This is a genomic window from Streptomyces sp. NPDC050388 (genome assembly GCF_040655635.1).
GTDB lineage: Bacteria > Actinomycetota > Actinomycetes > Streptomycetales > Streptomycetaceae > Streptomyces.
Window position 1 is genome coordinate 70,835 of sequence record NZ_JBFAKH010000004.1, and the last position, 24,413, is coordinate 95,247.

The window sequence follows — 24,413 nt, forward strand, 5'->3', positions numbered from 1 at the left end:
GCTTCTCCCGCATGGTCTCCGGCGCCGTCGAACGGGCCACCGACGCCGCTCTCGGCCCGCACCAGACCGCCGTGATCCGGATCGGCTTCAGCGCGACCTGGCTGCTGTTCCTGCTCCGGGAATTCCCCCATCGCCAGGAGCTGTACGGTCCCGACGGCCCGTGGGACTGGGATCTCGCCGATCAGCTGGTCGGGTCCAACGGTGCCTTCACCGCGCTGCTGTGGTCGGACGGCCAGGGCTGGTTCGAGGCCGGCTACGCGCTCGCGGTGGTGTGGAGCGCGCTGCTGCTGCTGGGCTGGCGCACCCGCACCATGTCGGTGCTGTTCATGGTGGGTGTGCTGTCGCTGCAGAACCGCAGTGTCTTCATGGGCGACGGCGGCGACAACGTCCTGCACCTGATGTCGATCTACCTCGTGTTCACCCGCTGCGGCCAGGTGTGGTCGCTGGACGCGCGGCGCGCCCGGCGCGAGGAGCGGGCACGCGCGTGTGGGGAGCGGCCGCGGGACCGGGTGGGCCCCGTGCTGTGGGGTGTGCTGGGCCTCCTGCTGCTCGTGGCGACCCTGGCCGGCCGGTTGGACGGCGACTGGTTCATACCGGCGCTGCTGTGGGCCGTCTGGGGGGTGCAGGCGCTGTGGTGGCTGGTGGGGCGTCGCGCGAGGACCCCGCAGCCGCGCATCCTGCTGGACGTCGTCGCCAACGCCGTGCACAACGGGGCCCTGCTGGTGATCATGGCCGAGGCCTGTCTGATCTACGCCACGGCCGGCTGGTACAAGGTCCAGGGCTCCCGCTGGCAGGACGGCACCGCGGTCCACTACCCGCTCCACCTGGAGTACTTCTCCCCCTGGCCGGCCCTCGGCGACCTGCTGACCGCCAGCGGCACCCTGGTGATGCTGGTGACGTACGGGACGGTCGCCGTGCAGGTCGCCTTCCCGTTCACCCTGTTCAACCGGCGGGTCAAGAACGTGTTCCTGGTGCTCATGATCACTGAGCACGCCGTGATCGCCGTCGTCCTGGGACTGCCCTTCTTCTCCCTGGCGATGATCGCGGCCGACGCCGTCTTCCTGCCGACGACGTTCCTGCGCCGCCTGGGCGACGGCTCCGCCCGCGCGTACGAGTGGGTGCGGGCCCGCGGACGGCGGCCCCCCGCGCGCGCGGGCGGTCCGTCGGTCCCGGGGCCCCGGTTCGCCGACCCGGCGACGCGGGTGGCCGGCCCGCCGGCCGCCCCCGCGCCGGGGAAAGCACCCGGTCCCCGCACGTAGGCTGCACGTCATGGCCGCCCCCGACCCTGCCTCCGGACCCGACCCCACCCCCGTGCCCGGAACCTCCGACCCCGACCGGGCCACCGGTCCCGTGACCCGCTGGCACCGGCGGAGCGGTACCGCCGTCCTGCTCGACGGCTTCCACGCCCTCAAGCACGCCGTGCGCTTCGGGGCGGAGGTCGAGGTGGCGGTCACCGCGGACCGGGCCGCCGCGCTCGCCCTCGCGGACGAGCTGGCCCCGGACGTCCGGGACGCGCTGGCGGCGCTGCTGGCCGAGGTGCCGTACGAGACGTACGCCTCGCTGGTCCCGCGCCCGCATCCCACCGCCGTCGCCGCCCTCGCCGTACGGCCCTCCCGCGCGGACAACCTGGAGAGGCTGGCGCACACCCCGCGCACCGCCCCCGTGGTGGTCCTGGACCTCCCGCGCAACCTGGGCAACGCGGGGGCCGTGATCCGGCTGGCCGCCGGTTTCGGGGCGACCGGCGTCGTCACCACCGGCACCCTTGACCCCTGGCACCCCACGGTCGTGCGTGGCGGGGCCGGGCTGCACTTCGCGACCGCCGTGGAGCGGCTGCCCGTCGACGAACTGCCCACCGGCCCGGTGTTCGCGCTCGACCCGGAGGGGGACGACATCCGGTCGCTGAAGCTGCCCGACGACGCGCTGCTCGCCTTCGGCTCGGAGCGCAGCGGGCTCTCGGCGGAACTGCGCGCGCGTGCCGACCACCTGGTGGCGCTGCCGATGCGCCCCCAGGTCTCCAGCTACAACCTCGCGACCAGTGTGGCCATGACGCTGTACCACTGGAGCGCCGCCGGGGGCGCACCCGCTTAGGGCCTGTCCGGGCGGGGCCGCGCGACTGCGGTCGCCGCACCGGTCCGTCACGCCTCCCGGCGCACCTCGATCACCCGGAAGCGGTTGGCCACGAACGCCGCGTCGGTGAGGGCCGCGTTGGCCGCCGGGTTGCCGCCGGAGCCGTGGAAGTCGGAGAACGCGGCCGTCTGGTTGACGTACACCCCGCCGGTGAGGTTGAGGGAGAGCTGGGCCGCCTCCTCCAGGCACACCTCCCGCACGGTCTCCTCGACCTCGGGGGAGGTCGTGTACGCGCCGACGGTCATCGCGCCCTTCTCGCGGACGGTGCGCCGCAGGAGCTCCGCCGCGTCCGAGGCGGAGTCGACCGCGACGGCGAAGGAGACCGGTCCGAAGCACTCGCTCATGCAGGCGGCCTCGGCGTCCGGCTTCGAGCCGTCCAGCTTCACGATCACAGGGGTGCGGACCACCGCGTCCGGGAACTCCGGATGGGTGATCTCCCGGGAGGCGAGGGCGACCTCGCCGAGACCGGCGGCGGCCTCCAGGCGGGCCTTGACGCCGGGGTTGACGATCGCGCCGAGCAGCGCGTTCGCACGCGCGTCGTCGCCGAGCAGGCCGTCGACCGCCTTCGCGAGGTCGGCGGCGACCTCGTCGAAGGACTTGGGGCCCTGGTCAGTGGTGATGCCGTCGCGCGGGATCAGCAGGTTCTGCGGGGTGGTGCACATCTGGCCGCTGTAGAGCGAGAGGGAGAACGCCAGGTTGGCGAGCATGCCCTGGTAGTCGCCGGTCGACTCCACGATCACCGTGTTGACGCCGGCCTTCTCGGTGTAAACCTGCGCCTGGCGGGCGTGGGCCTCCAGCCAGTCGCCGAACTCCGTGGAGCCGGTGTAGTCGATGATCCGGATCTCCGGGCGCGTGGCGAGCGTCTTGGCGATGCCTTCGCCGGGCCTCTCGGCGGCCAGGGCCACCAGGTTCGGGTCGAAACCGGCTTCGGTCAGCACCTGGCGCGCGGCCTGGACGGTGAGCGCGAGCGGCAGCACCGCGCGCGGGTGCGGCTTGACCAGGACCGCGTTGCCGGTGGCGAGGGAGGCGAACAGGCCGGGGTAGCCGTTCCACGTCGGGAAGGTGTTGCAGCCGATGACCAGGCCGATGCCGCGCGGGACCGGGGTGAACCGCTTGGTCAGCGTCAGCGGATCGCGCTTGCCCTGCGGCTTGGTCCACTCCGCGGTGTCGGGGGTGCGCACCTGCTCGGCGTACGCGTACGCCACCGCCTCCATGCCGCGGTCCTGCGCGTGCGGGCCGCCGGCCTGGAACGCCATCATGAACGCCTGGCCGGAGGTGTGCATGACCGCGTGGGCGAACTCCATCGTCCGGTCGCTGATCCGCTTGAGGATCTCGAGGCAGACCACCGCACGGGTCTCGGCGCCGGCGTCCCGCCAGGCCCGCATCCCGGTCCGCATGGCGGGCAGCAGCACGTCGGGGTCCGCGTGCGGGTAGCTCACGCCCAGCTCGACGCCGTAGGGGGAGGTCTCGCCGCCCACCCAGTCGTCCGTGCCGGGCTGGCCGAGGTCGAGGCGGGTGCCGAGCAGCGCGTCGAAGGCGGCCTTGCCCGCCGCCGGGTCCAGGCTGCCGTGCTCCCCGTAGGCCTTGGGGTGCTCGGGGTGAGGGGACCAGTACGCGCGGGTGCGGATCGCTTCCAGTGCCCGGTCCAGGGTGGGCCGGTGTCGGGTGATCAGCTGCTGCGCGGTGAGTTCGGCGGCCATCGGGGACCAACTCCTCGTCGAGTTCGTGGGCCGGGCCCAAGCGTGGGCGGGGGATGTCGGAACACGGGCGGTCAGGGTTAGAGTAACCGAACGATCGGTCGGGACAAGGGGTCCGCCGCATCTGTGGACCGGCTCGTGCGGGAGGATCGCGCACATGACAGCACTCGACCTCAGCAGCCCCGTGGCCGTCGTCGGCACCGGCACCATGGGCCAGGGCATCGCCCAGGTCGCACTGGTCGCGGGTCATCCCGTGCTGCTGTACGACGCCGTTCCCGGCCGGGCCCGGGAAGCGGCCGACAGGACAGTGGCCCGGCTCGACCGGCTGGTGGCCAAGGAACGGCTCACCGCCGCCGACCGGGACGCGGCCCGCGCCCGCCTGCGGCCCGTCGACGACCTCGCGGGACTCGCGGACTGCGCCCTGGTGGTCGAGGCCGTCCTGGAGCGCCTGGACGTCAAGCAGGAGTTGTTCCGCGCGCTGGAGGACGTCGTCGGCGACGACTGCCTGCTCGCCACCAACACCTCGTCCCTGTCGGTCACCGCCATCGGCGGCGCGCTGAGGGTCCCCGGGCGCTTCGTGGGCCTGCACTTCTTCAACCCGGCCCCGCTGCTGCCGCTCGTCGAGGTCGTCTCCGGCTTCGCCACCGAGGTCGCGCACGCCACGCGTGCGTACGAGACGGCCCGGGCCTGGGGCAAGACGCCGGTCGCCTGCGCCGACACCCCCGGCTTCATCGTCAACCGGGTCGCCCGGCCCTTCTACGCCGAGGCCTTCGCGGTGTACGAGTCCCAGGGGGCCGACCCGGCCACGATCGACGCGGTGCTGCGCGAGTCCGGGGGCTTCCGCATGGGCGCCTTCGAGCTGACCGACCTCATCGGGCAGGACGTCAACGAGTCCGTCACCCACTCGGTGTGGCGGGCCTTCTTCCAGGACGTGCGCTTCACGCCCTCCCTGGCCCAGCGCCGGCTGGTCGAGTCCGGCCGTCTCGGCCGCAAGAGCGGCCGGGGGTGGTACGAATACTCCGACCGCACGGACGGCGCCGGGCGTCCCGAGCCGCACACCGCGGAGCCGGCGGCGGCGCCCGCGTACGTGGTCGCCGAGGGGGATCTGGGCCCCGCCTCGGACCTGCTCGCACTGATCCGGGAGGCGGGCATCCAGGTCCGCGCGGAGGACGAGGACAACGGCACCCGCCTGGTGCTGCCCGGCGGTGGTCAGCTGGTGCTCGCGGACGGTCAGACGTCGGTGGAGTTCCGCGACGTCGTCTACTTCGATCTCGCCCTCGACTACCGCGAGGCCGGCCGGATCGCCCTGTCCCACTCCCAGGACACCTCCCCGCGGACCGTCGCCGAGGCCACCGGCCTGTTCCAGGCGCTCGGCAAGAAGGTCAGCGTCATCGGCGACGTCCCCGGCATGATCGTCGCGCGCACGGTGGCGCGGATCATCGATCTGGCGGTCGAGGCCGTGGCCAAGGGGGTGGCCACCGAGGAGGACGTCGACACCGCGATGCGGTTGGGTGTGAACTACCCCCTCGGGCCCTTCGAGTGGAGCCGCCGCCTCGGCCGCGGCTGGGCCGGCTCCCTCCTGGAGGAACTGCACGAGATCGACCCGTCCGGCCGCTACGCGCCGTCCCTCGCGCTCTACCGGTACGCGTGCGCCACAGACAAGCGGGAGGGCACCCCATGACCACTGCCAGGCGCGACACGTACACCCCGGAGACCCTGCTGTCCGTCGCCGTGCGGGTGTTCAACGAGCGGGGCTACGACGGCACCTCGATGGAGCACCTCTCCAAGGCGGCGGGCATCTCCAAGTCGTCGATCTACCACCACGTGGCGGGCAAGGAGGAACTGCTGCGGCGTGCGGTGAGCCGGGCGCTGGACGGTCTCTTCGGCATCCTCGACGAGGAGCACGCGCGCGTGGGACGTGCCGCCGAGCGGCTGGAGTACGTCGTACGGCGCATGGTCGAGGTCCTGACCGCGGAACTGCCGTACGTGACGCTGCTGCTGCGGGTGCGCGGCAACACGGACACCGAGCGGTGGGCCCTGGAGCGACGGCGCGAGTTCGACCACCGGGTGGCGGCCTTGCTGAAGGCCGCGGCGGCGGAAGGGGACGTGCGCGGCGACATAGAGGTGCGCCTGGCGACCCGGCTGGTCTTCGGCATGATCAACTCGCTCGTCGAGTGGTACCGGCCCGACGGACGCGGCACCAGCGAGCGCGAAGTGGCCGACGCGGTGGTTCAGCTGGCCTTCTCAGGGCTGCGCAGGGCGGCCTGACCGGACCGGCGTCCTGCGGCCGCCCCCGCTTCAGCCCTGCGGTTCCAGGTCCTCCTCCTCGAACACCAGCAGCGTGCGTGTGCTGAGCACCTCGGGGATCGCCTGGAGCCGGGTCAGCACCAGCTCGCGCAACGTCCGGTTGTCCGGCGTGTGCACCAGGAGCAGCACGTCGAAGTCACCGCCCACCAGGGCGATGTGGGAGGCGCCGGGGAGCCGTCTGAGCTGCTCGCGGACCGTGCGCCAGGTGTTCTGGACGATTTTCAGGGTGATGTACGCGGACGTGCCGTGACCGGCGCGTTCGTGGTCGACGCGGGCCCCGAAACCGCGGATGACGCCGTCCTCCACGAGCCGGTTGATCCGGGCGTAGGCGTTGGCGCGCGAGACGTGCACCCGTTCGGCGACCGACCGGACCGAGGCGCGGCCGTCCGCCTGGAGCATGCGCAGGATGTCCTGGTCTATGGCGTCCAGGGGGCGTGCGGGCGGCAGCGGTCCGGTGCCCCCCGGTCCTTCGGCCATTTGTTCAGACGACACGGGCCCCCGCCTCTCCGCCATGGACGTACTGCGTCCATCTCAGGCTGTGGAGAACCGTTTGTCCACAGCCTGGTACCACCCGTAGCCAAAATGTGCCGTCGACCGAACAATCGGTTGGTGAGGCGCGTCACAGACGCCGCGCCTCCACAGTCGCTCCCACGAGGAGGTGCCGTCATGACGGTCATGGAGCAGCGGGGCGCGTCCCGGCCGACCCCGCCGCCCGCCTGGCAACCCCGTACCGACCCCGCGCCGCTGCTGCCCGACGCGGAGCCGTACCGGGTGCTCGGCACCGAGGAGGCCGACCGGGCCGACCCGGAGCTGCTGCGCCGGTTGTACGCGGAACTGGTGAGGGGCCGTCGCTACAACGCGCAGGCCACCGCCCTCACCAAGCAGGGCCGTCTCGCGGTCTACCCCTCCAGCACCGGCCAGGAGGCCTGTGAGGTCGCCGCCGCGCTGGTCCTGAAGGAGCAGGACTGGCTCTTCCCGAGCTACCGCGACACGCTCGCCGTCGTCGCACGCGGAGTGGACCCCGTGCAGGCGCTCACCCTGCTGCGCGGCGACTGGCACACCGGTTACGACCCCTACGAGCACCGGGTCGCGCCGCTGAGCACCCCGCTCGCCACCCAGCTGCCGCACGCCGTCGGACTCGCGCACGCCGCCCGCCTCAAGGGCGACGACGTGGTCGCGCTGGCCATGGTCGGCGACGGTGGCACCAGCGAGGGCGACTTCCACGAGGCGCTGAACTTCGCCGCCGTGTGGCGGGCCCCGGTCGTCTTCCTCGTCCAGAACAACGGCTTCGCGATCTCCGTTCCGCTCGCCAAGCAGACCGCGGCCCCGTCGCTGGCCCACAAGGCCGTCGGCTACGGCATGCCCGGCCGACTGGTCGACGGCAACGACGCCGCCGCCGTGCACGAGGTCCTGGCCGACGCCGTGAGCCACGCGCGTGCCGGCGGCGGTCCGACCCTGGTCGAGGCGATCACCTACCGCGTGGAGGCCCACACCAACGCCGACGACGCGACCCGCTACCGCGGCGACGCCGAGGTGGAGGCCTGGAAGAAGCACGACCCCGTCGTGCTCCTGGAGCAGGAGCTGACCCGGCGCGGCCTCCTCGACGACGACCGCGCTGCCGCCGCCCGCCAGGACGCCGAAACCATGGCCGCCGACCTGCGGGAACGCATGAACCAGGACGCCGCGCTCGACCCCATGGACCTGTTCGCCCATGTGTACGCCGAGCCCACCCCCCAGCTGCTGGAGCAGCGGGAACAACTGCGGGCCGAGCTGGCGGCCGAGGCCGGGGCCGAGCCGGAAGGGACGCAGCGATGACCACCGTCGCCGCCAAGCCGGCCACCATGGCGCAGGCACTCACCCGCGCGCTGCGCGACGCCATGGCCGCGGACCCGTCCGTGCACGTCCTGGGCGAGGACGTCGGCACCCTCGGCGGTGTCTTCCGTATCACCGACGGACTCGCCGAGGAGTTCGGCGAGGACCGCTGCACGGACACCCCGCTGGCCGAGGCGGGCATCCTCGGCACGGCCGTCGGCATGGCGATGTACGGCCTGCGACCGGTCGTGGAGATGCAGTTCGACGCGTTCGCCTACCCGGCGTTCGAGCAGCTGGTGTCGCACGTCGCCAGAACGCGCAACCGCACGCGCGGCAGGATGCCCCTGCCGCTCACCATCCGCATCCCCTACGGCGGTGGCATCGGCGGCGTCGAGCACCACAGCGACTCCTCCGAGGCGTACTACATGGCGACTCCGGGGCTCCATGTTGTCACGCCCGCGACCGTCCCGGACGCCTACGGACTGCTGCGCGCCGCCATCGCCTCCGACGACCCGGTCGTCCTGCTCGAGCCCAAGCGGCTGTACTGGTCGAAGGACTCCTGGGACCCGGAGCGGCCGGCACCCGTCGAACCGTTGGGCCGTGCGGTGGTGCGGCGCTCCGGCCGGAGCGCCACGCTCATCACGTACGGGCCGTCCGTTCCCGTCTGCCTGGAGGCGGCCGAGGCGGCCCGGGCCGAGGGCTGGGACCTCGAGGTCGTCGATCTGCGCTCCCTGGTGCCGTTCGACGACGAGACGGTGTGCGCCTCGGTGCGGCGGACGGGACGCGCGGTCGTCGTCCACGAGTCGGGCGGCTTCGGCGGCCCCGGCGGGGAGATCGCGGCCCGGGTCACGGAGCGCTGCTTCCACCATCTGGAGGCACCGGTGCTGCGGGTGGCCGGGTTCGACATCCCGTATCCGCCGCCGATGCTGGAGCGCCACCACCTGCCCGGCGTGGACCGGATCCTGGACGCCGTGGGGCGTCTGCAGTGGGAGGCCGAAAGCTGATGGCACAGGTGCTGGAGTTCAAGCTCCCCGACCTCGGTGAGGGGCTCACCGGGGCGGAAATCGTGCGCTGGCTGGTCGAGGTGGGCGATGTCGTCACCGTCGACCAGCCGGTCGTCGAGGTCGAGACGGCCAAGGCGATGGTGGATGTGCCCTGCCCGTACGGGGGTGTGGTCACCGCCCGATTCGGCGAGGAGGGCACCGAACTGCCGGTGGGCTCCCCGTTGCTCACGGTGGCCGTGGGCGGACCGGACGCCGACCGGCCGCCGGGTGAGGACCGCCCGTCCGCCGCCCCGGGCGAGGGGTCCGGCAACGTCCTGGTGGGTTACGGCACCTCGGAGGCTCCGGCCCGGCGCCGCAGGGTGCGGCCGGGACAACCGGTGTCCGCCACGCCCGCCACGCGCACCGCGTCCGCGGCCGGGGCGATGGACGGTCCGGTCCCCGTGATCTCACCCCTGGTGCGCAGGCTGGCCCGGCAGAACGGTCTGGACCTGCGGGCGATGACGGGTTCCGGGCCCGAGGGGCTGATCCTGCGGGCGGACGTGGAGCACGCGCTCCGGGCCGCCGGCGCGCAGCAGGGCCGCAAGGGCCGGACGGCCGTCACCGAGCCGCACGCGCGTGCGGCGCAGGCCCACACGCCGACCGCCGGCACCGCGGTCCCGGATGTCGTCCGGGTCCCCCTCAAGGGCATCCGCGGTGCCGTGGCCGACAAGCTCTCCCGCAGCCGCACCGAGATACCGGACGCGACCTGCTGGGTGGACGCCGACGCGACCGAGCTGATGCGGGCGCGGGCCGCGATGAACGCCTCGGGCGGTCCGAAGATCTCCGTGCTCGCCCTGCTGGCCCGGATCTGCACCGCCGCGCTGGCCCGCTTCCCCGAGCTCAACTCCTCCGTGGACAGGGAGGCCGGGGAGATCGTCCGGTACGCGGCCGTGCATCTGGGCTTCGCCGCGCAGACCGAGCGGGGGCTGGTCGTCCCCGTCGTCCGGGACGCGCACACGCGGGACGCGGAGTCGCTCACGGCGGAGTTCGCCCGGCTGACCGAGGCGGCCCGGTCCGGGACGCTGACGCCCGCGGAACTCACGGGCGGCACCTTCACGTTGAACAATTACGGCGTCTTCGGTGTCGACGGCTCCACCCCGATCATCAACCACCCCGAGGCCGCCATGCTCGGCGTCGGCCGCATCGTCCCCAAGCCCTGGGTCCACGGGGGCGAGTTGGCGGTGCGACAGGTCGTGCAGCTCTCGCTCACCTTCGACCACCGGGTCTGCGACGGCGGCACGGCGGGTGGTTTCCTGCGTCACGTGGCGGACTGCGTGGAGCAACCGGCGGTGCTGCTGCGGACGCTGTGAGGTCCGACTCTCCCCGCCGTGCCCGTTCCCGGACACCGTGCCCCCGCGTTCCCCGTGATCGCGGGGGCACGCATACTCGAGGGGTGACCGAGTACGAGCTCCCGGGGGCTCCCAGTGCCGGACCCGATGCCGTGGGTGACCGAGACCGCGACCGGGATTCCGCGCCGGGCGCGGCGGTGTCGCTCGAGCCCGCCGCGTACGACGCCCTCGTGCTCGCCGGTGGCGGTGCCCGACGGCTCGGAGGCGTGGACAAGCCCGGCGTGCGGGTGGGCGGTCGGGCGTTGCTCGACCGGGTGCTCGCGGCCTGCGCCGACGCCCGCACCACCGTGGTCGTGGCCGAACCCCGTCCCACCCCCCGGCCCGTGCTCTGGGCGCGCGAGGAGCCGCCGGGCGGCGGACCGCTCGCCGCGCTCGACGCCGGGATCCGGCTCAGCACCGCGGAGTACGTCGTGCTGCTCTCCGCCGACCTGCCGTTCCTCGACGGACGCACGGTCGGTGAACTGCTGGACACCCTCCGTACGAGCCCGGCCGACGGGGTCGTACTGACCGACGCCGACGGCCGGGACCAGCCGCTCGTGGCCGCGTACCGCACGGCGGCCCTGCGCCGCGAACTCGCCGCGCTCGGCGAACGGCACGGCCGACTGGCCGGGCTGCCGCTGCGCCGACTGACCGGCTCGCTCGACCTCACCCGGATCTCCGGCCCGGTGGCGTCCTTCGACTGCGACACCTGGGACGACATCGCCGCCGCCCGAGCACGCATCAGGGAGCATGGAAACGTGTTGGATGAATGGATTACCGCAGTCAAGGACGAGCTGGGCATCGATCTGGACGTCGACACCGGCGCACTCCTCGACCTCGCCCGTGACGCCGCCCACGGCGTGACCAGGCCGGCGGCGCCGCTGACCACCTTCCTCGTCGGTTACGCGGCGGCCCGCGCGGGCGGTGACCGGGAAGCCGTGGCCGAGGCCGTCCGCAAGGCCGCGACCCTCGCCACCCGCTGGGCCGATGAGGACGCCCCCGATGCTCCCGACGCCGCCCCCGGCACGAGCCCTGACGACCGATGACCGCGCCCGACGCCCGAGCCGACGAGGACGCCGAGGACGCCGAGGACGCCGATGATCTCGATGTCGAGGAGGCCCTCGCCCTCGTGAACGAAGCTTCCGGCCGCACCCCCGGCCGTACCCCCGGTGCCCCCGGGCACGCCCCCTCCACGCACCGCCCGCGCCGCCACGGCGTCCCCTGGACCGACGCCCGCGCCGTCGCCGAGCGCGCCGGCCGCAACGGCACCGCCCGCCCCGTCGCCGGAGGCCGCGCCCCCCACCGTGCCCCGGTCTCCGTGCCGCTCGACGCCGCCCTCGGCCTCACCCTGGCCGCCCCCCTCACGGCCCTCACCGACCTGCCCTCCTTCGACACCTCGGCCATGGACGGCTGGGCGGTCTCCGGCCCGGGGCCCTGGACCGTGCGGGAGGAAGGCATCCTCGCCGGGTATGCCGCGCACGCGCCGCTCACCGACGGCGAAGCCGTCCGTATCGCCACCGGCGCCCGGGTTCCCCCGGAGACCACCGCCGTCCTCCGCAGCGAACACGGCCGCACCGACGCCAAGGGCCGCCTGCACGCCACCGTGCCCCGGGGCGGCAGCACGGCCCGGACCGGGCCCGCCACGGTGGCGCACGGTCAGGACATCCGTCCCCGCGGCCAGGAATGCCGCAGCGGTGACCAGTTGCTGTCCGTCGGCACCCTGGTGACGCCCGCCGTGCTGGGCCTCGCCGCGGCCGCCGGATACGACACGCTCAGCACGTTCCCCCGGCCCCGCGTCGAGGTCCTCGTCCTCGGCGACGAGCTGCTCACGGGGGGCCTTCCGCACGACGGGCTGATCCGGGACGCGCTCGGTCCGATGCTGCCGCCCTGGCTGCGCGCACTCGGCGCCGAGGTCGTCGCGGTCCGCCGGGTCCGCGACGACGCGCACACGCTGCACAAGGCGATCACCCGGTCCGACGCCGAGGTCGTCGTCACCACCGGCGGCACCGCCGCGGGCCCGGTCGACCACGTCCACCCGACGCTGGGCCGCATCGGGGCCGAACTCCTCGTGGACGGGGTCGAGGTGCGCCCCGGCCACCCCATGCTCCTGGCCCGTACCAAGGAGAACCAGCACCTCGTCGGCCTGCCCGGCAACCCCCTCGCCGCCGTCTCCGGACTGCTCACACTCGCCGAACCCCTGCTGCGTACCCTCGCTGCCCGCCCGGCTCCCGAGCCGTACACGATGCCGCTGCGGGACGCGGTCCACGGGCATCCGCACGACACCCGGCTCATCCCCGTCGTGCTGCGCGGGGACGTCGCCCTGCCGCTGCACTACAACGGTCCCGCCATGCTGCGCGGCATCGCGGCGGCCGACGCCCTCGCCGTCGTACCGCCGGGCGGCACGCGGCCCGGTCAGGAGACGGAACTGCTCGACCTCCCCTGGGCGTCCGGGGGAATCGGGGTGTGTTTCACGTGAAACTTCCGGGCAATGACGCCATTGCTCGCCAGGCGGACGAGCACTTGGTGACACATCGGGTGAAACTGCCGAGGAAGGTGCTCGAGCACCCGATCCGCCAGGTCACCAAACGGCTGTCCATGGCTTTGCTGATCCTCGTGGTGACGGCGTTGATCGTGTACCTCGACCGCGGCGGCTACAACGACGGCGCCGACGGCACCCTCGACTTCCTCGATGCCTTCTACTACGCGACCGTCACCCTCTCCACCACGGGATACGGCGACATCACGCCGGTCAGCGACAGTGCCCGGCTGACCAATATCCTCGTCATCACACCGTTGCGCGTGATGTTCCTGATCATCCTGGTCGGCACCACCCTCGAAGCCCTCACCGAACGCACCCGGGAGGAGTGGCGACTGAACCGCTGGAGGTCCACGTTGCGTGATCACACCGTTGTCGTCGGATTCGGCACGAAGGGCAGGTCCGCGATCCGGACCATCTGCAAGACGGGGCTCCGCAAGGAGCAGGTCGTGGTGGTCGACCCCAGCAGCAAGGCGATCGAAGCCGCCGCGGCCGACGGATACGCGGGCGTCATAGGGGACGCGACGCGCAGCGAGGTGCTGAAGCGGGCCGAGGTGTACCGGGCGAAGCAGATCATCATCGCCACACAGCGCGACGACACCGCCGTGCTGGTGACGCTGACGGCCCGACAGCTCAACCGCGGCGCGAAGATCGCGGTCGCGGTGCGCGAGGAGGAGAACGCTCCGCTGCTGAAGCAGTCCGGCGCCGACGCGGTCATCACCAGCGCCAGTGCGGCCGGTCGGCTGCTCGGGCTGTCGCTGCTCAGCCCCGCGGCCGGCGTGGTGATGGAGGACCTCATCCAGCAGGGCACGGGGCTCGACATGGTCGAACGGCCGGTCATAAAGGCCGAGGTGGGCAAGACGCCGCGAGAGGTCGACGATCTGGTGGTGAGCGTTCTGCGCGGGCACCGGTTGCTCGGCTACGACGACGCGAACGTCGGGACGCTCGAGCTGACCGACCGGCTGATCACGATCGTGCGCAGGACGCCGGCCAGGCAGGTGGCGCCCGACATGCGCCCGCTCCCCCGGGACTGACCGCAAGCCCTGCGGCCGGTGCCGGCCCCGGGGCCCGCACCGGCCGCGGAGCCCGCGTCACTTGCGGTTGTAGAGCCGCATCGTGATCGGTCCGAAGACCAGGACGAACAGGGCGGACCAGCCCAGTGACCAGGCGATCCCGGCGGCCGGCCAGTCGCCCGCCATCAGCCCGCGCACCGCGGACGCCAGGTGCGTGACGGGACTGTTGTTGACGAACGCCTGGAGCCAGCCCGGCATGGTGCGCGGGTCGACGAAGACGTTGGACAGGAAGGTGAGCGGGAAGATCACCATCATGCTGACGCCCATGACCGACTTCTCGGTGCGCAGCATCAGCCCGAACATCGTCCAGATCCACGAGAACGCGAACGCGAAGGCCACCAGCAGTGCGATCCCCGCGAGCACGCCGGCCACCCCGCCGTCCGGGCGGTAGCCGAGGATCACGCCCACGGTGAGCATCACGACCGACGCGATGGTGTAGCGCAGGGCGTCGCCGAGCAGATAGCCGACCATCGTCGACGGACGCCAGATCGGCAGGGTGCGGAACCGGTCGAACACGCCCTTCTCGATGTCCGTGTTGACCGAGACACCGGTGTACATCGTGATCATCACGACCGACATCACCAGGATGCCGGGCAGCAGGAACTGGATGTACTCCTTCGGCGAGCCGGCCAGCGCCCCGCCGAAGAGGTACGTGTACATCAGCACCATCATGATCGGGAACGCGGTGACGTCGAACAGCTGCTCCGGCACATGCTTGATCTTGAGGATCGCGCGCCAGCCGAAGGTCAGGGAGGCCGACCACGCGCTGGGCCGCGGCGGGCGCTCCTCGGCGACCAGCAGCTCGGCCAGGGAGTCGGTGCGGACCGGGGCGAGTTCGGCGCTCTCGGCGCTTTCGGTGGTCGTCGTCGCGGTACTCATGCCGCCACCTCGTCCTTCGGGGTGTGGGAGTGGTCGCCACCGGAGCTTGAGCCCGAGCCCGGCCCCTGTCCCGAGCCCGATCCGGATGCGTGTGTGTCATGGCCGGTGAGGGCGAGGAACACCTCGTCCAGGCTGGGCTGGCCGAGCGAGAAGTTGTCGACGGTGATGCCGGCCGCGGCCAGTTCGCCCAGCGCGCGGGCGGCCTGTTCGGCGGCGGTGTCGTGGTGCGCGGCCGCACCCAGGCGGGCGGTGAGCGTCACCGGGTCGGGTTCGAGCTGCACCTGTGCCTCGAGTGCCCGGCGCAGCAGGTCCGCCGCGCGGGGCCGGTGGTCCGGATCGCGCAGCCGCAGATGTACGGAACCGGCCCCGACGGACGCCTTCAGCTCGCCCTTGGTGCCCTCGGCGATCACCTTCCCGCGGTCGATGACGGCGATCCGGGACGCCAGCTGGTCGGCCTCGTCCAGGTACTGCGTGGTCAGCAGCACGGTGGTGCCCTGGGCGACCACCGCGCGCACGATGTCCCACACCTGGTTGCGGCTGCGCGGGTCCAGACCGGTCGTCGGTTCGTCGAGGAACAGCAGGTCGGGGGTGTTGAGGATGGACGCGGCGATGTCGATACGCCGCCGCATGCCCCCCGAGTAGTGCTTGACCTGCTTGGCCGCCGCCTCCGTCAGGCCGAAGGCCTCCAGGAGCTGGGCGGCACGGGTGCGGGCGGCCGGTTTGCGGTGGCCGAGGAGCCGGGCCAGCAGGATCAGGTTCTCCGCGCCGGTGAGGTCCTCGTCCACGGACGCGTACTGCCCGGTGAGGCTCACCAGGCCGCGCACCGTGTCGGCCTCGCGCACGACGTCGTGACCGAAGACATGCGCCTCCCCGCCGTCCGGTCGTAGGAGGGTGGCGAGCATTTTCACGGTGGTGGTCTTGCCGGCGCCGTTCGGTCCGAGGACGCCGTACACCGTGCCGGCCGGCACGGCGAGGTCGACCCCGTCCACGGCCCGTGTCTCACCGAAGGTCTTGACCAGGCCGGCGGTCTCGATCGCCGGGCCGGACGTCTGCGTGCTCATGCTGGGGGTCCTTCCGCATGCTTGGGCTACGCATGGAGAGACCATCACCGTCGCGCGAATTCATCGCTCTCGCACATGGTTTTCCCGAGAACCGGTCCAACGGCGGACCCGTCTCCACCCGTTGACCCGAACCGACCGGCGGATGGTGCGCGCGGGCGGCACGGGTGAAGCGGGTCAGGGAGTAGCGTCGCCCTCATGTATGCGATCACGATTCCCGAACCCGGTGGGCCCGAGGCGCTGGTGTGGGAGCAGGTCCCCGATCCCGTCCCCGGACCGGGCGAGGTGCTTGTCGAGGTGGTGGCCGGCGCCGTCAACCGCGCCGACATCATGCAGCGGCAGGGCTTCTACGACCCCCCGCCCGGCGCCTCCCCCTACCCCGGCCTGGAGTGCTCCGGACGGATCACCGCACTCGGACCCGGTGTGACCGGGTGGGCGGTCGGTGACGAGGTCTGCGCGCTGCTCGCCGGCGGCGGCTATGCCCAGCAGGTCGCCGTCCCGGTCGGACAACTGCTCCCCGTCCCCAAGGGGCTCGACGTCAAGCAGGCGGCGGCGCTCCCGGAGGTCGTCTGCACGGTCTGGTCGAACGTCTTCATGGTGGCCCACCTCCGCCCCGGCGAGACCCTGCTCGTGCACGGTGGGTCCAGCGGCATCGGCACCATGGCCATCCAGCTCGCCAAGGCCGTCGGTGCCAAGGTCGCCGTCACCGCCGGAACCAGGGAGAAGCTGGACCACTGCGCCGAACTGGGTGCCGACATCCTGATCAACTACCGCGAACAGGACTTCGTCACCGAGCTGAAGGAGGCGACCGACGGCGCGGGCGCGGACGTCATCCTCGACATCATGGGCGCCAAGTACCTGGACCGTAACGTCCAGGCCCTCGCGGTCAACGGCCGGCTCGCGATCATCGGCCTCCAGGGCGGGGCCAAGGGGGAGCTGAACATGCGCGCCCTCCTCGGCAAGCGCGCCGCGATCAGCGCGACGTCACTGCGTGCCCGGCCACTGGAGGAGAAGGCGGCGATCGTCGCGGCCGTCCGGGAACACGTGTGGCCCCTGATCGCCGACGGCCACGTCCGTCCCGTCGTCGACCGCGAGCTCCCGATGTCGGAGGCGGCCGACGCCCACCGTGTAGTGGAGGAGAGCGGCCACGTCGGCAAGGTGCTGCTGGTCGCGCCGTAGGACCGCCGGACCACCGGGTTCGTGGGTCCGGGGTTCAGCTCCGTCGGAGCCTCAGGCCCACGAACGCCAGCCCCAGCCCGAGCCCCATGAGGACCAGCCCGCTCCCCAGCGGCAGGATGCGCACCTTGGGCTCGGCGCCGGTGGAGGTGTTCGACGCGGGACTCCGCGGCGCCCCGGAGGGCACCGGGACGGCCTCCCCCGACTCCGGCGCCCGGCGGGTGCCGTCGGCGCGGCCTTCCTCGGGCACGCGCGTACCGGCTGCGGTGTCCGACGCTTCGGGCAGAACGCCGACGCCTGCCTCCTTCGGCTGCCCGGCGTGCGCGCCGTCCCCGCGGCCGGAGGACTTCGGCACCGCGTTCACACCGCCGCGCTCGGCCTCGCTTCCGCCGTCACGTCCGCCACGCGGATCCGCCTCCCCGGGTTTCCCGGATTCTTCAGGTGTCCCGGGCTCCCCGGGTTCCCTGTGAGTGCCGGTCTTCTCCGTCTCCTCGCTCCGCTCCGCCACCTCGGCCACTTCCCGCCCCGGCGGCTTCCGCCCTTCCCCCGGCCGGCTCCCGGCCCTGGAGGGCCCGGCGGAGGGCGCCAACGACGGCGAACCCGCAGACGAGAAGGGCGAGAGGGGCGAGAGGGGTGAGAGCGGTGAGAGGGGTGAGGAGGGCAAGAGGGGAGAGAAGGACGAGAGGGATGAGAGGGATGAGAGCGGTGAGAGGGGTGCGCGGAAAGGAGAGGACAAGGGCTCGCGGGACGGCACGTCCGTGCGCTCGTCCGGCGCCTCCTGGCGTCCGGTGCCCGCCCTCTCGGCCCCGAAAGCCGCAGTCGTACCGAAAGGCGCCGGGGCAGGGCCGTACGGCATCATCGCCCCCGCCCCCACTGCCACCCCGAGCACGACGCCCGCTCGCAGGGCGATTCCCGCCCCCACTACACGCAGCCATGGAGTCACGACCGTGACCTCCCGCGCCGGTCCGGTGCTCGTTCACACCGTCGGCTAGATGGGCCGGATGGACTCCCACAGGTTCCCATTCCTCCGCACACCCGGCATTACGGATACCTCCGTCAGGGGGGCCCGGAAGAGTGCGGCGGGCGTGCGAGAGAATGGCCGTATGGAGATGCCGAGGAACGAACGGTTGCCGGACAATCCGCAGGTACTGGTCGTCGGCCAGGACGGCATGGCGCTCGGTGGCGGCACCGGGGACGAGGACTCCCGCGAGGTTCCGGTGACGGAGCAGGTGGAGCAGCCCGCGAAGGTCATGCGGATCGGCAGCATGATCAAGCAGCTGCTGGAGGAGGTGCGCGCGGCTCCTCTGGACGAGGCCAGCCGGGCGCGGCTCAAGGAGATCCACGCCAGCTCGGTGAAGGAGCTGGAGGACGGGCTCGCGCCGCAGCTGGTCGAGGAGTTGGAGCGGCTCTCCCTGCCCTTCACGGACGAGGCGACCCCGAGCGACGCCGAACTGCGGATCGCGCAGGCCCAGCTGGTGGGCTGGCTGGAGGGCCTCTTCCACGGCATTCAGACCACGCTCTTCGCCCAGCAGATGGCCGCGCGTGCCCAGCTGGAGCAGATGCGCCGCGCCCTCCCGCCGGGCATGGGGGACAGCGGCCAGGAGGAACCCCCGATGGGCGGCCGCGCGGGCGGCCCGTACCTGTAGTCGCCCCGGCGCGGCACATGGACCCGCGCGGTCCATGCACCCCGCGATACCTGAACACAGCCCATGAACACAAAGGGGTCCGGCCCGAAAGCCGGGCCCCTTTCACCTGAGCCGCACCCGGGAGTACCCGGTCAGGCGGACGGCGGGTTGCCCGTGGAGACGTAGAGCTGGATCTTGGGCATGTCCTCGGGGTCGACGGCCGTGCCGGCGGCGGGGAACTGGTTCATGACCGTTCCCTCGCCGTAGGTGTTCTCGTCGACGTTGCGCACGTCCAGGTCCCAGCCGGCCTCCTGGAAGCACTGCTTGACCGACCTGATGTACTTGAACTTCAGGTTCGGGATCTCGATCTTGTCGGGGTCGTTGTACGACTCCTTCGGCTCCGTGCACTCGTCCGGGTCGATCGTCCTGGACGGATCGGGCCCCCGGTGGTCGGCCGCCTTGCCGGCGGACGCGGACGCCGACGCGGTGCTGCCCCCGTCGCCCTGGTCGTTGCCGTTCCCCCCGCCGTTGGACAGCAGGGCCGCGACCAGGCCGCCGACGGCGAGCACGGACACGACGATCGAACCGATGATCACCGGCTTGTTGTTCCTGCCGCGGCCCGAACCGTCCGGAGCCGGGTTCTGCGGCGTCAGGTTGTACGGCGGCGGGGTCGACGGCCCGCCCTGCTGCGGGGCGTACGGCGACGGGTGGGGCGTCTGGTAGCCGCCCTGCTGCGGATAGCCGTAGCCCACGGACGGCGCGGGGGCCGGAGTGCCGTACGGGTTCGGGTGCGGGGCCGGCTGGTACGGCGTCCGGACGCTGCCCTGGGCCCCTGGCCCCGACGACTGGTCGACCGGCGGGAACACCGCGGAGCCGACGCCCGAGCCGCTCTGCCCGTGGGTGCCGGGGACGATGCTCGGCGGGGCCGCCTGGAAGGACTGGCTCACCCGCAGGCACTCGCCGCGCATGGCCTCGGCGCTGGGGAAACGCTCGTTCGGATTCTTCTTCAGCGCGCGGGTGATCAGCGCGTCGACGGCCGGGGGCAGCGAGCGGTTGACCGAGGAGGCGAGCGGTGGCTCCTCCTGCACGTGCGCGTACGCGATGGCCAGCGGCGAGTCCGCGTCGAACGGGAGCCGCCCGGTGACCAGTTGGAAGAGCATGATGCCGACCGAGTACAGGTCGGAGCGCGCGTCGACGCCCCGGCCGAGCGCCTGCTCGGGCGAGAGGTACTGCGGGGTGCCGACGACCATGCCGGTCTGCGTCATCGACGTCACGCCGGACTGCATGGCGCGGGCGATGCCGAAGTCCATCACCTTGACCACGCCGCGCTTGGTCATCATCACGTTGCCCGGCTTGATGTCCCGGTGGACCAGGCCCTTCTCGTGGCTGATCTCCAGGGCGGCCAGCACGTCGGCGGTGATCTTCAACGCCTTGTCGGCGGGCATCGCGCCCTGCTGCCGTACGTCCTCGTCGAGCACGGAGCCGAGCGGACGGCCCTCGACGTACTCCATGACGATGTACGGCGTCGTCATGCCGTCCACATCGTCCTCGCCGGTGTCGAAGACCGAGACGATGTTGGTGTGCGTGAGCTTCGCCACGGCCTGGGCCTCGCGGCGGAAGCGCTCGCGGAAGGCCTGCTCCCGGCCGAGTTCCGTGTGCAAGGTCTTGATGGCGACCTGACGGTCGAGCACGCTGTCGTACGCGAGGTGGACCGAGGCCATGCCGCCCTGGCCGAGCAGGTCCCGCAGCTGGTAGCGGCCACCGGCGAGCGCCCGCCCCGCGTTCCGGCCCTGTGCGCCGTCCTGGCTCATGTTCCGCGTCCCCCGTAGCCTCTCCGGCGCTGCCGTCGGCGACCGATGCCTCGTAGGTCTGAGTAGATCGAATGCGCTATTCCCGGCCAAGTCTGCCGCAGGCCCCCGGCACGTCAAGCACGGGGCCCGTTCCGTGACGGTACGGAAAAGAAGCGTCGCGGAAGCGTTACCGAGGACGTGCGACCGAAGCACTGCCTGGTACACAGAGGTACACAGAATTTGCATGACGATACGGAGAACGGGTTTCATGGCCGGTCCGTCTCGTGCTGGTCCTGGCAACCCGTCTCGGACCGGAGGCCCCCGCAGAGGCTGTAGCGTGGCCGACGGAGACCGTGACAACACCGCGCGCACCGCGGGCAGAAACGACGGCGAGGACCGATGGCACAGCAGCAGCGCGCTCAGGGCCCGTCCGACCCCGAGGCGACTGGCGGCGGAATGTCGGACGCGCCGGACAACTGGGGTAACGGCGGGCTCATCGGCGACGGCCGTTACCGGCTGACGCACCGACTCGGCCGGGGCGGCATGGCCGAGGTGTTCGCCGCCGAGGACGTGCGTCTCGGGCGTACGGTCGCGGTCAAACTGATGCGTGCTGATCTCGCCGAGGACCCGATCGCCAAAGCACGTTTCACGCGCGAGGCGCAGTCGGTGGCGGGTCTCAACCACCATGCGATCGTCGCCGTGTACGACTCCGGTGAGGACACGGTGGGCGGCCAGGCCGTGCCGTACATCGTCATGGAGATCGTCGAGGGCCGCACGATCCGCGATCTCCTGCTCAACGCCGAGGCGCCCGGCCCCGAACAGGCGCTGATCATCGTCTCCGGCGTGCTGGAGGCGCTGGCCTACTCGCACCAGCACGGCATCGTGCACCGCGACATCAAGCCCGCCAACGTCATCATCACCAACAATGGCGCCGTGAAGGTGATGGACTTCGGCATCGCCCGCGCGATGCACGGCGCGTCCACGACGATGACGCAGACCGGCATGGTCATGGGCACCCCGCAGTACCTCTCGCCCGAGCAGGCGCTCGGCAAGCCCGTCGACCGCCGGTCCGACCTGTACGCGACCGGCTGCATGCTGTACGAACTCCTGGCGCTGCGGCCCCCGTTCACCGGTGAGACACCGCTGTCCGTGGTCTACCAGCACGTTCAGGACATCCCCACGCCCCCGTCGGAGGTCTCGGACGCCAGCCCGCCGGAGCTGGACGGGCTCGTCATGCGCTCACTCGCCAAGGAGCCGGACGACCGTTTCCAGACGGCCGAGGAGATGCGCGGGCTGGTCCAGTACGGGCTGCAGATGCTCTACGACCAGGGCGGCCACACCGGCACCTGGAACACCGGCGTGGTGGACATGCACGACGGCCGGCACACCCCGTCGGCCGGTTTCGCCGGTACGACGGCGATGCCGCACCCGGACGCCACCGGCACCGCGGCCATTCCGCAGCCGATCCTGCCCAACCGGTACGGCGGTGGGGACGACGGCGGCTTCGAGGGCGGCGGCAACCGGGGCAGCGGCCGCGGCAAGCTGTGGATCCTCGCGGTGCTCGCGGTGATCGCCATCACGGCGGGTGTCGCATTGGCGCTGAACAACGACGGCGCGGACAAGGAATCCGACCTGCCGACCAAGTCCCCGAGCTCCTCGCAGTCCAGCGAGGAGAAGGAGAAGAAGCCCAGCGAGTCGCCGAGCGACGACGCCACCGAGGAGCCGCAGGCGCCGGGCAACACGGACACCGGCACCGGCAACGGCTACGGCAACGGGTCCGGCGGCAACAACAACTGGAACCCGTCGTACCCCCAGTCCCCGACGCCGTCGGACGACCAGTCGCAGCCCGAGGACCCGACGAACGACCCGACGGACGTCCCGACCACGCCGACGGACGACCCGACGAACGAGCAGCCGCCGACCCAGACGGACCCGGACCCGGAGACGGGCGGCGCGGACGGCGGCCCGGTCAACGGCGGTACGGAGGGTGGCGGAGACGTCGGCGCCGTGACCGGCGGCTGACCGAGGGCGGGCCCGCGCCCGCCCCGCCCCGTGAGTGCCTCCGGGAGCCGTCGAGGAGGCCCCACCCCACGGCGCACCGCAGTGGGGCGCGCCCCGCCCCGCCCCGGCCGAGCGGCCGAACGGGTGGACACCGCCGCACCCACCCCGCGTGTCCCGCGCGGCGGACGCCGGTCGGCGTGCCGCTGCGCCCAGTGGGGGGCGCGTGAGGCGCGGGGAGCGGTCCACGTGAGCGCGACACCCCGCCGGATGGCCGAGCCTCGCGCACCCCTGTGAGCTGGGAATTGTCTCACTCGGTACCTGTTAGTCGCATTACATGCTCACTCTGGCGCGGGGCGCGACACTCAACCCTTCCCGAGCCCGGGGTCCCCGGGATAACGTGCCGTTGCTCCGGCCTCCTGCAAGGCTGTGACCAGCGCGCCTTCCCGGCCTTTCCGATTTACTTGGAAATCCAAGCAAAATCCCAGGTCAGGAAGGGTTTCACAGAAATGTGGCGCACTGGGTAACGTGCTTGTTGCAGGTCGCTCGCCGGGGCACCTGTCACGCCTGTTCCCGGCCGAGCGGCACCCACCCCGTGCCCGTGGTCGAGAAGAGGTGAGCCTCCCCCAGGCCTTGACGAACTGGAGGAGGACCCCAGACCTACCGGCAACCCCGGGGGTCGGACCGACGGAGGAGCACACGTGACCGTGGAGAGCACTGCCGCGCACGCACCGCGACGCAGCGCCGGAAGCAACGCCGGCGCCACCGGCACCAAACGCACCACCAGCACCACTGCCAAGAAGACCACCGCGGCCAAGAAGCCCGCCACGGCCAAGAAGGCCACCGCCGCGAAGAAGGCCGGCGGCGCGGTGAAGAGTGCCGAGCCCCACCTCGTGCAACTGCTGACGCCCGAGGGCGAGCGCGTCAAGAACGCCGAGTTCGACCAGTACGTCGAGGGCATCACCGCCGAGGACCTCCGCGGCCTGTACCGCGACATGGTGCTCACCCGCCGCTTCGACGCCGAGGCGACCTCGCTGCAGCGCCAGGGCGAGCTGGGCCTGTGGGCCTCGCTGCTGGGCCAGGAGGCGGCGCAGATCGGCTCCGGCCGGGCGCTGCGCGACGACGACTACGTCTTCCCCACCTACCGCGAACACGGCGTCGCCTGGTGCCGCGGGGTGGACCCGACCAACCTGCTCGGCATGTTCCGCGGCGTCAACAACGGCGGCTGGGACCCGAACGGCAACAACTTCCACCTGTACACGATCGTCATCGGCTCCCAGGCACTGCACGCCACGGGCTACGCGATGGGCGTCGCCAAGGACGGCGCGGACAGCGCGGTGATCGCCTACTTCGGCGACGGCGCCTCCAGCCAGGGCGACGTGGCCGAGGCGTTCACCTTCTCCGCGGTCTACAACGCCCCGGTGGTGTTCTTCTGCCAGAACAACCAGTGGGCGATCTCCGAGCCGACCGAGAAGCAGTCCCGCGTCCCGCTGTACCAGCGCGCGCAGGGCTTCGGCTTCCCGGGCGTGCGGGTGGACGGCAACGACGTGCTGGCGAGCCTCGCCGTCACCCGGTGGGCCCTGGAGCGGGCCCGCGGCGGTGAGGGGCCGACGCTGATCGAGGCGTTCACCTACCGCATGGGTGCCCACACCACCTCCGACGACCCCACCCGCTACCGTCACGACGACGAGCGGGCCGCCTGGGAGGCCAAGGACCCGATCCTGCGCCTTCGCCGCTACCTGGAGTCCGCACACCACGCGGACGAGGGATTCTTCGCGGAACTGGAGAGCGAGAGCGAGACGTTGGGCAAACGAGTGCGCGAAGTGGTCCGCGCCATGCCGGACCCGGACCACTTCGCCATCTTCGAGAACGCGTATGCGGACGGACACGCCCTCGTCGACGAGGAGCGGGCGCAGTTCGCCGCCTACCAGGCGTCGTTCGACGACGCGGACGGGGGCAAGTGA

At 72.1% G+C, this 24,413-nt stretch carries 20 protein-coding genes; 14 read left to right on the forward strand and 6 right to left on the reverse strand.

What is annotated here, in order from left to right; genetic code table 11:
* Window positions 1-11: 11 nt before the first annotated feature.
* Both AB0I73_RS03660 and AB0I73_RS03665 read left to right on the forward strand, forming a co-directional pair.
* A complete protein-coding gene (locus AB0I73_RS03660; RefSeq protein WP_363033567.1) occupies window positions 12-1,259 on the forward strand; it encodes an HTTM domain-containing protein in 1,248 nt (415 codons plus the stop codon).
* A gap of 10 nt (window positions 1,260-1,269) precedes the next feature.
* Window positions 1,270-2,088, forward strand: coding sequence for a TrmH family RNA methyltransferase (locus AB0I73_RS03665; RefSeq protein ID WP_363033371.1), 819 nt, complete (start codon window positions 1,270-1,272; stop codon window positions 2,086-2,088).
* A 47-nt stretch (window positions 2,089-2,135) separates the two neighbouring features.
* On the opposite strand, the gene paaN is transcribed toward AB0I73_RS03665, so the two are convergent.
* Window positions 2,136-3,827 carry a phenylacetic acid degradation protein PaaN gene (gene paaN / locus AB0I73_RS03670; protein ID WP_363033373.1) on the reverse strand — a complete coding sequence of 564 codons (1,692 nt, stop codon included), beginning with the start codon at window positions 3,825-3,827 and terminating at the stop codon, window positions 2,136-2,138.
* A gap of 154 nt (window positions 3,828-3,981) precedes the next feature.
* Between paaN and AB0I73_RS03675 the strand changes: the two genes are divergently transcribed.
* The gene (locus AB0I73_RS03675) at window positions 3,982-5,505 is read left to right on the forward strand and encodes a 3-hydroxyacyl-CoA dehydrogenase (RefSeq protein WP_363033375.1); all 1,524 of its coding nucleotides are present in this window, start codon (window positions 3,982-3,984) and stop codon (window positions 5,503-5,505) included.
* Window positions 5,502-6,092 (forward strand): TetR/AcrR family transcriptional regulator, encoded by a 591-nt coding sequence (locus tag AB0I73_RS03680; RefSeq protein WP_363033377.1) that lies wholly within the window; start codon window positions 5,502-5,504, stop codon window positions 6,090-6,092. The genes AB0I73_RS03675 and AB0I73_RS03680 overlap by 4 nt, the downstream gene beginning before the upstream one ends.
* A 30-nt stretch (window positions 6,093-6,122) precedes the next feature.
* Here AB0I73_RS03680 and AB0I73_RS03685 read toward each other — a convergent pair whose 3' ends face one another.
* The gene (locus AB0I73_RS03685) at window positions 6,123-6,608 is read right to left on the reverse strand and encodes an Lrp/AsnC family transcriptional regulator (RefSeq protein ID WP_363033379.1); all 486 of its coding nucleotides are present in this window, start codon (window positions 6,606-6,608) and stop codon (window positions 6,123-6,125) included.
* Window positions 6,609-6,797: 189 nt separating this feature from the next.
* Between AB0I73_RS03685 and pdhA (AB0I73_RS03690) the strand changes: the two genes are divergently transcribed.
* From pdhA (AB0I73_RS03690) to AB0I73_RS03715, 6 genes are all read left to right on the forward strand, one after another.
* On the forward strand, window positions 6,798-7,946 hold the full coding sequence (pdhA, locus tag AB0I73_RS03690) for a pyruvate dehydrogenase (acetyl-transferring) E1 component subunit alpha (RefSeq protein ID WP_363033381.1): 1,149 nt from the start codon (window positions 6,798-6,800) through the stop codon (window positions 7,944-7,946).
* Window positions 7,943-8,947, forward strand: coding sequence for an alpha-ketoacid dehydrogenase subunit beta (locus tag AB0I73_RS03695; protein ID WP_363033383.1), 1,005 nt, complete (start codon window positions 7,943-7,945; stop codon window positions 8,945-8,947). The genes pdhA (AB0I73_RS03690) and AB0I73_RS03695 overlap by 4 nt, the downstream gene beginning before the upstream one ends.
* A complete protein-coding gene (locus tag AB0I73_RS03700) occupies window positions 8,947-10,296 on the forward strand; it encodes a dihydrolipoamide acetyltransferase family protein (RefSeq protein ID WP_363033385.1) in 1,350 nt (449 codons plus the stop codon). The genes AB0I73_RS03695 and AB0I73_RS03700 overlap by 1 nt, the downstream gene beginning before the upstream one ends.
* Before the next feature lie 176 nt (window positions 10,297-10,472).
* Window positions 10,473-11,360 (forward strand): NTP transferase domain-containing protein, encoded by an 888-nt coding sequence (locus AB0I73_RS03705; protein ID WP_363033568.1) that lies wholly within the window; start codon window positions 10,473-10,475, stop codon window positions 11,358-11,360.
* Entirely contained in the window at window positions 11,357-12,790 is a 1,434-nt protein-coding gene (locus tag AB0I73_RS03710) for a molybdopterin molybdotransferase MoeA (protein WP_363033387.1), read from the forward strand. Before AB0I73_RS03705 ends, AB0I73_RS03710 begins: the two co-directional genes overlap by 4 nt.
* Window positions 12,787-13,884 carry a potassium channel family protein gene (locus tag AB0I73_RS03715; RefSeq protein WP_363033389.1) on the forward strand — a complete coding sequence of 366 codons (1,098 nt, stop codon included), beginning with the start codon at window positions 12,787-12,789 and terminating at the stop codon, window positions 13,882-13,884. Before AB0I73_RS03710 ends, AB0I73_RS03715 begins: the two co-directional genes overlap by 4 nt.
* A 57-nt stretch (window positions 13,885-13,941) precedes the next feature.
* Here AB0I73_RS03715 and AB0I73_RS03720 read toward each other — a convergent pair whose 3' ends face one another.
* The gene (locus AB0I73_RS03720; protein ID WP_363033391.1) at window positions 13,942-14,802 is read right to left on the reverse strand and encodes an ABC transporter permease; all 861 of its coding nucleotides are present in this window, start codon (window positions 14,800-14,802) and stop codon (window positions 13,942-13,944) included.
* The gene (locus AB0I73_RS03725) at window positions 14,799-15,863 is read right to left on the reverse strand and encodes an ATP-binding cassette domain-containing protein (protein ID WP_363033393.1); all 1,065 of its coding nucleotides are present in this window, start codon (window positions 15,861-15,863) and stop codon (window positions 14,799-14,801) included. Before AB0I73_RS03725 ends, AB0I73_RS03720 begins: the two co-directional genes overlap by 4 nt.
* 195 nt (window positions 15,864-16,058) lie before the next feature.
* Here AB0I73_RS03725 and AB0I73_RS03730 point away from each other — a divergent pair, with 195 nt between their 5' ends.
* The gene (locus tag AB0I73_RS03730; RefSeq protein WP_363033395.1) at window positions 16,059-17,039 is read left to right on the forward strand and encodes an NAD(P)H-quinone oxidoreductase; all 981 of its coding nucleotides are present in this window, start codon (window positions 16,059-16,061) and stop codon (window positions 17,037-17,039) included.
* Between the two features lie 34 nt (window positions 17,040-17,073).
* Here the strand turns inward: AB0I73_RS03730 and AB0I73_RS03735 are convergent, their stop codons facing one another.
* Window positions 17,074-17,391, reverse strand: coding sequence for a hypothetical protein (locus AB0I73_RS03735; RefSeq protein WP_363033397.1), 318 nt, complete (start codon window positions 17,389-17,391; stop codon window positions 17,074-17,076).
* 748 nt (window positions 17,392-18,139) lie between these two features.
* Here AB0I73_RS03735 and AB0I73_RS03740 point away from each other — a divergent pair.
* Window positions 18,140-18,682: a bacterial proteasome activator family protein gene (locus AB0I73_RS03740; RefSeq protein ID WP_363033399.1), complete on the forward strand. Its 543-nt coding sequence runs from the start codon at window positions 18,140-18,142 to the stop codon at window positions 18,680-18,682.
* A 131-nt stretch (window positions 18,683-18,813) separates the two neighbouring features.
* Here AB0I73_RS03740 and AB0I73_RS03745 read toward each other — a convergent pair whose 3' ends face one another.
* The gene (locus AB0I73_RS03745) at window positions 18,814-20,472 is read right to left on the reverse strand and encodes a protein kinase (RefSeq protein WP_363033401.1); all 1,659 of its coding nucleotides are present in this window, start codon (window positions 20,470-20,472) and stop codon (window positions 18,814-18,816) included.
* A gap of 378 nt (window positions 20,473-20,850) precedes the next feature.
* On the opposite strand from AB0I73_RS03745, the gene AB0I73_RS03750 reads away from it, so the two are divergent.
* Together AB0I73_RS03750 and pdhA (AB0I73_RS03755) are read left to right on the forward strand one after the other, a co-directional pair.
* Complete coding sequence (locus AB0I73_RS03750; protein WP_363033403.1) at window positions 20,851-22,473, forward strand: protein kinase; 1,623 nt, start codon at window positions 20,851-20,853, stop codon at window positions 22,471-22,473.
* Window positions 22,474-23,150: 677 nt separating this feature from the next.
* Window positions 23,151-24,413 (forward strand): pyruvate dehydrogenase (acetyl-transferring) E1 component subunit alpha, encoded by a 1,263-nt coding sequence (gene pdhA / locus AB0I73_RS03755; protein WP_363033405.1) that lies wholly within the window; start codon window positions 23,151-23,153, stop codon window positions 24,411-24,413.

What these genes read in the sequence shown, in the direction of transcription:
- AB0I73_RS03660 (WP_363033567.1), top strand. Translation starts at nt 12, where the DNA reads ATGGTCTCCGGCGCCGTCGAACGGGCCACCGACGCCGCTCTCGGCCCG.
- AB0I73_RS03665 (WP_363033371.1), top strand. Translation starts at nt 1,270, where the DNA reads ATGGCCGCCCCCGACCCTGCCTCCGGACCCGACCCCACCCCCGTGCCC.
- paaN (WP_363033373.1), bottom strand. Translation starts at nt 3,827, where the DNA reads ATGGCCGCCGAACTCACCGCGCAGCAGCTGATCACCCGACACCGGCCC.
- AB0I73_RS03675 (WP_363033375.1), top strand. Translation starts at nt 3,982, where the DNA reads ATGACAGCACTCGACCTCAGCAGCCCCGTGGCCGTCGTCGGCACCGGC.
- AB0I73_RS03680 (WP_363033377.1), top strand. Translation starts at nt 5,502, where the DNA reads ATGACCACTGCCAGGCGCGACACGTACACCCCGGAGACCCTGCTGTCC.
- AB0I73_RS03685 (WP_363033379.1), bottom strand. Translation starts at nt 6,608, where the DNA reads ATGGCCGAAGGACCGGGGGGCACCGGACCGCTGCCGCCCGCACGCCCC.
- pdhA (WP_363033381.1), top strand. Translation starts at nt 6,798, where the DNA reads ATGACGGTCATGGAGCAGCGGGGCGCGTCCCGGCCGACCCCGCCGCCC.
- AB0I73_RS03695 (WP_363033383.1), top strand. Translation starts at nt 7,943, where the DNA reads ATGACCACCGTCGCCGCCAAGCCGGCCACCATGGCGCAGGCACTCACC.
- AB0I73_RS03700 (WP_363033385.1), top strand. Translation starts at nt 8,947, where the DNA reads ATGGCACAGGTGCTGGAGTTCAAGCTCCCCGACCTCGGTGAGGGGCTC.
- AB0I73_RS03710 (WP_363033387.1), top strand. Translation starts at nt 11,357, where the DNA reads ATGACCGCGCCCGACGCCCGAGCCGACGAGGACGCCGAGGACGCCGAG.
- AB0I73_RS03720 (WP_363033391.1), bottom strand. Translation starts at nt 14,802, where the DNA reads ATGAGTACCGCGACGACGACCACCGAAAGCGCCGAGAGCGCCGAACTC.
- AB0I73_RS03725 (WP_363033393.1), bottom strand. Translation starts at nt 15,863, where the DNA reads ATGAGCACGCAGACGTCCGGCCCGGCGATCGAGACCGCCGGCCTGGTC.
- AB0I73_RS03730 (WP_363033395.1), top strand. Translation starts at nt 16,059, where the DNA reads ATGTATGCGATCACGATTCCCGAACCCGGTGGGCCCGAGGCGCTGGTG.
- AB0I73_RS03740 (WP_363033399.1), top strand. Translation starts at nt 18,140, where the DNA reads ATGGAGATGCCGAGGAACGAACGGTTGCCGGACAATCCGCAGGTACTG.
- AB0I73_RS03745 (WP_363033401.1), bottom strand. Translation starts at nt 20,472, where the DNA reads ATGAGCCAGGACGGCGCACAGGGCCGGAACGCGGGGCGGGCGCTCGCC.
- AB0I73_RS03750 (WP_363033403.1), top strand. Translation starts at nt 20,851, where the DNA reads ATGGCACAGCAGCAGCGCGCTCAGGGCCCGTCCGACCCCGAGGCGACT.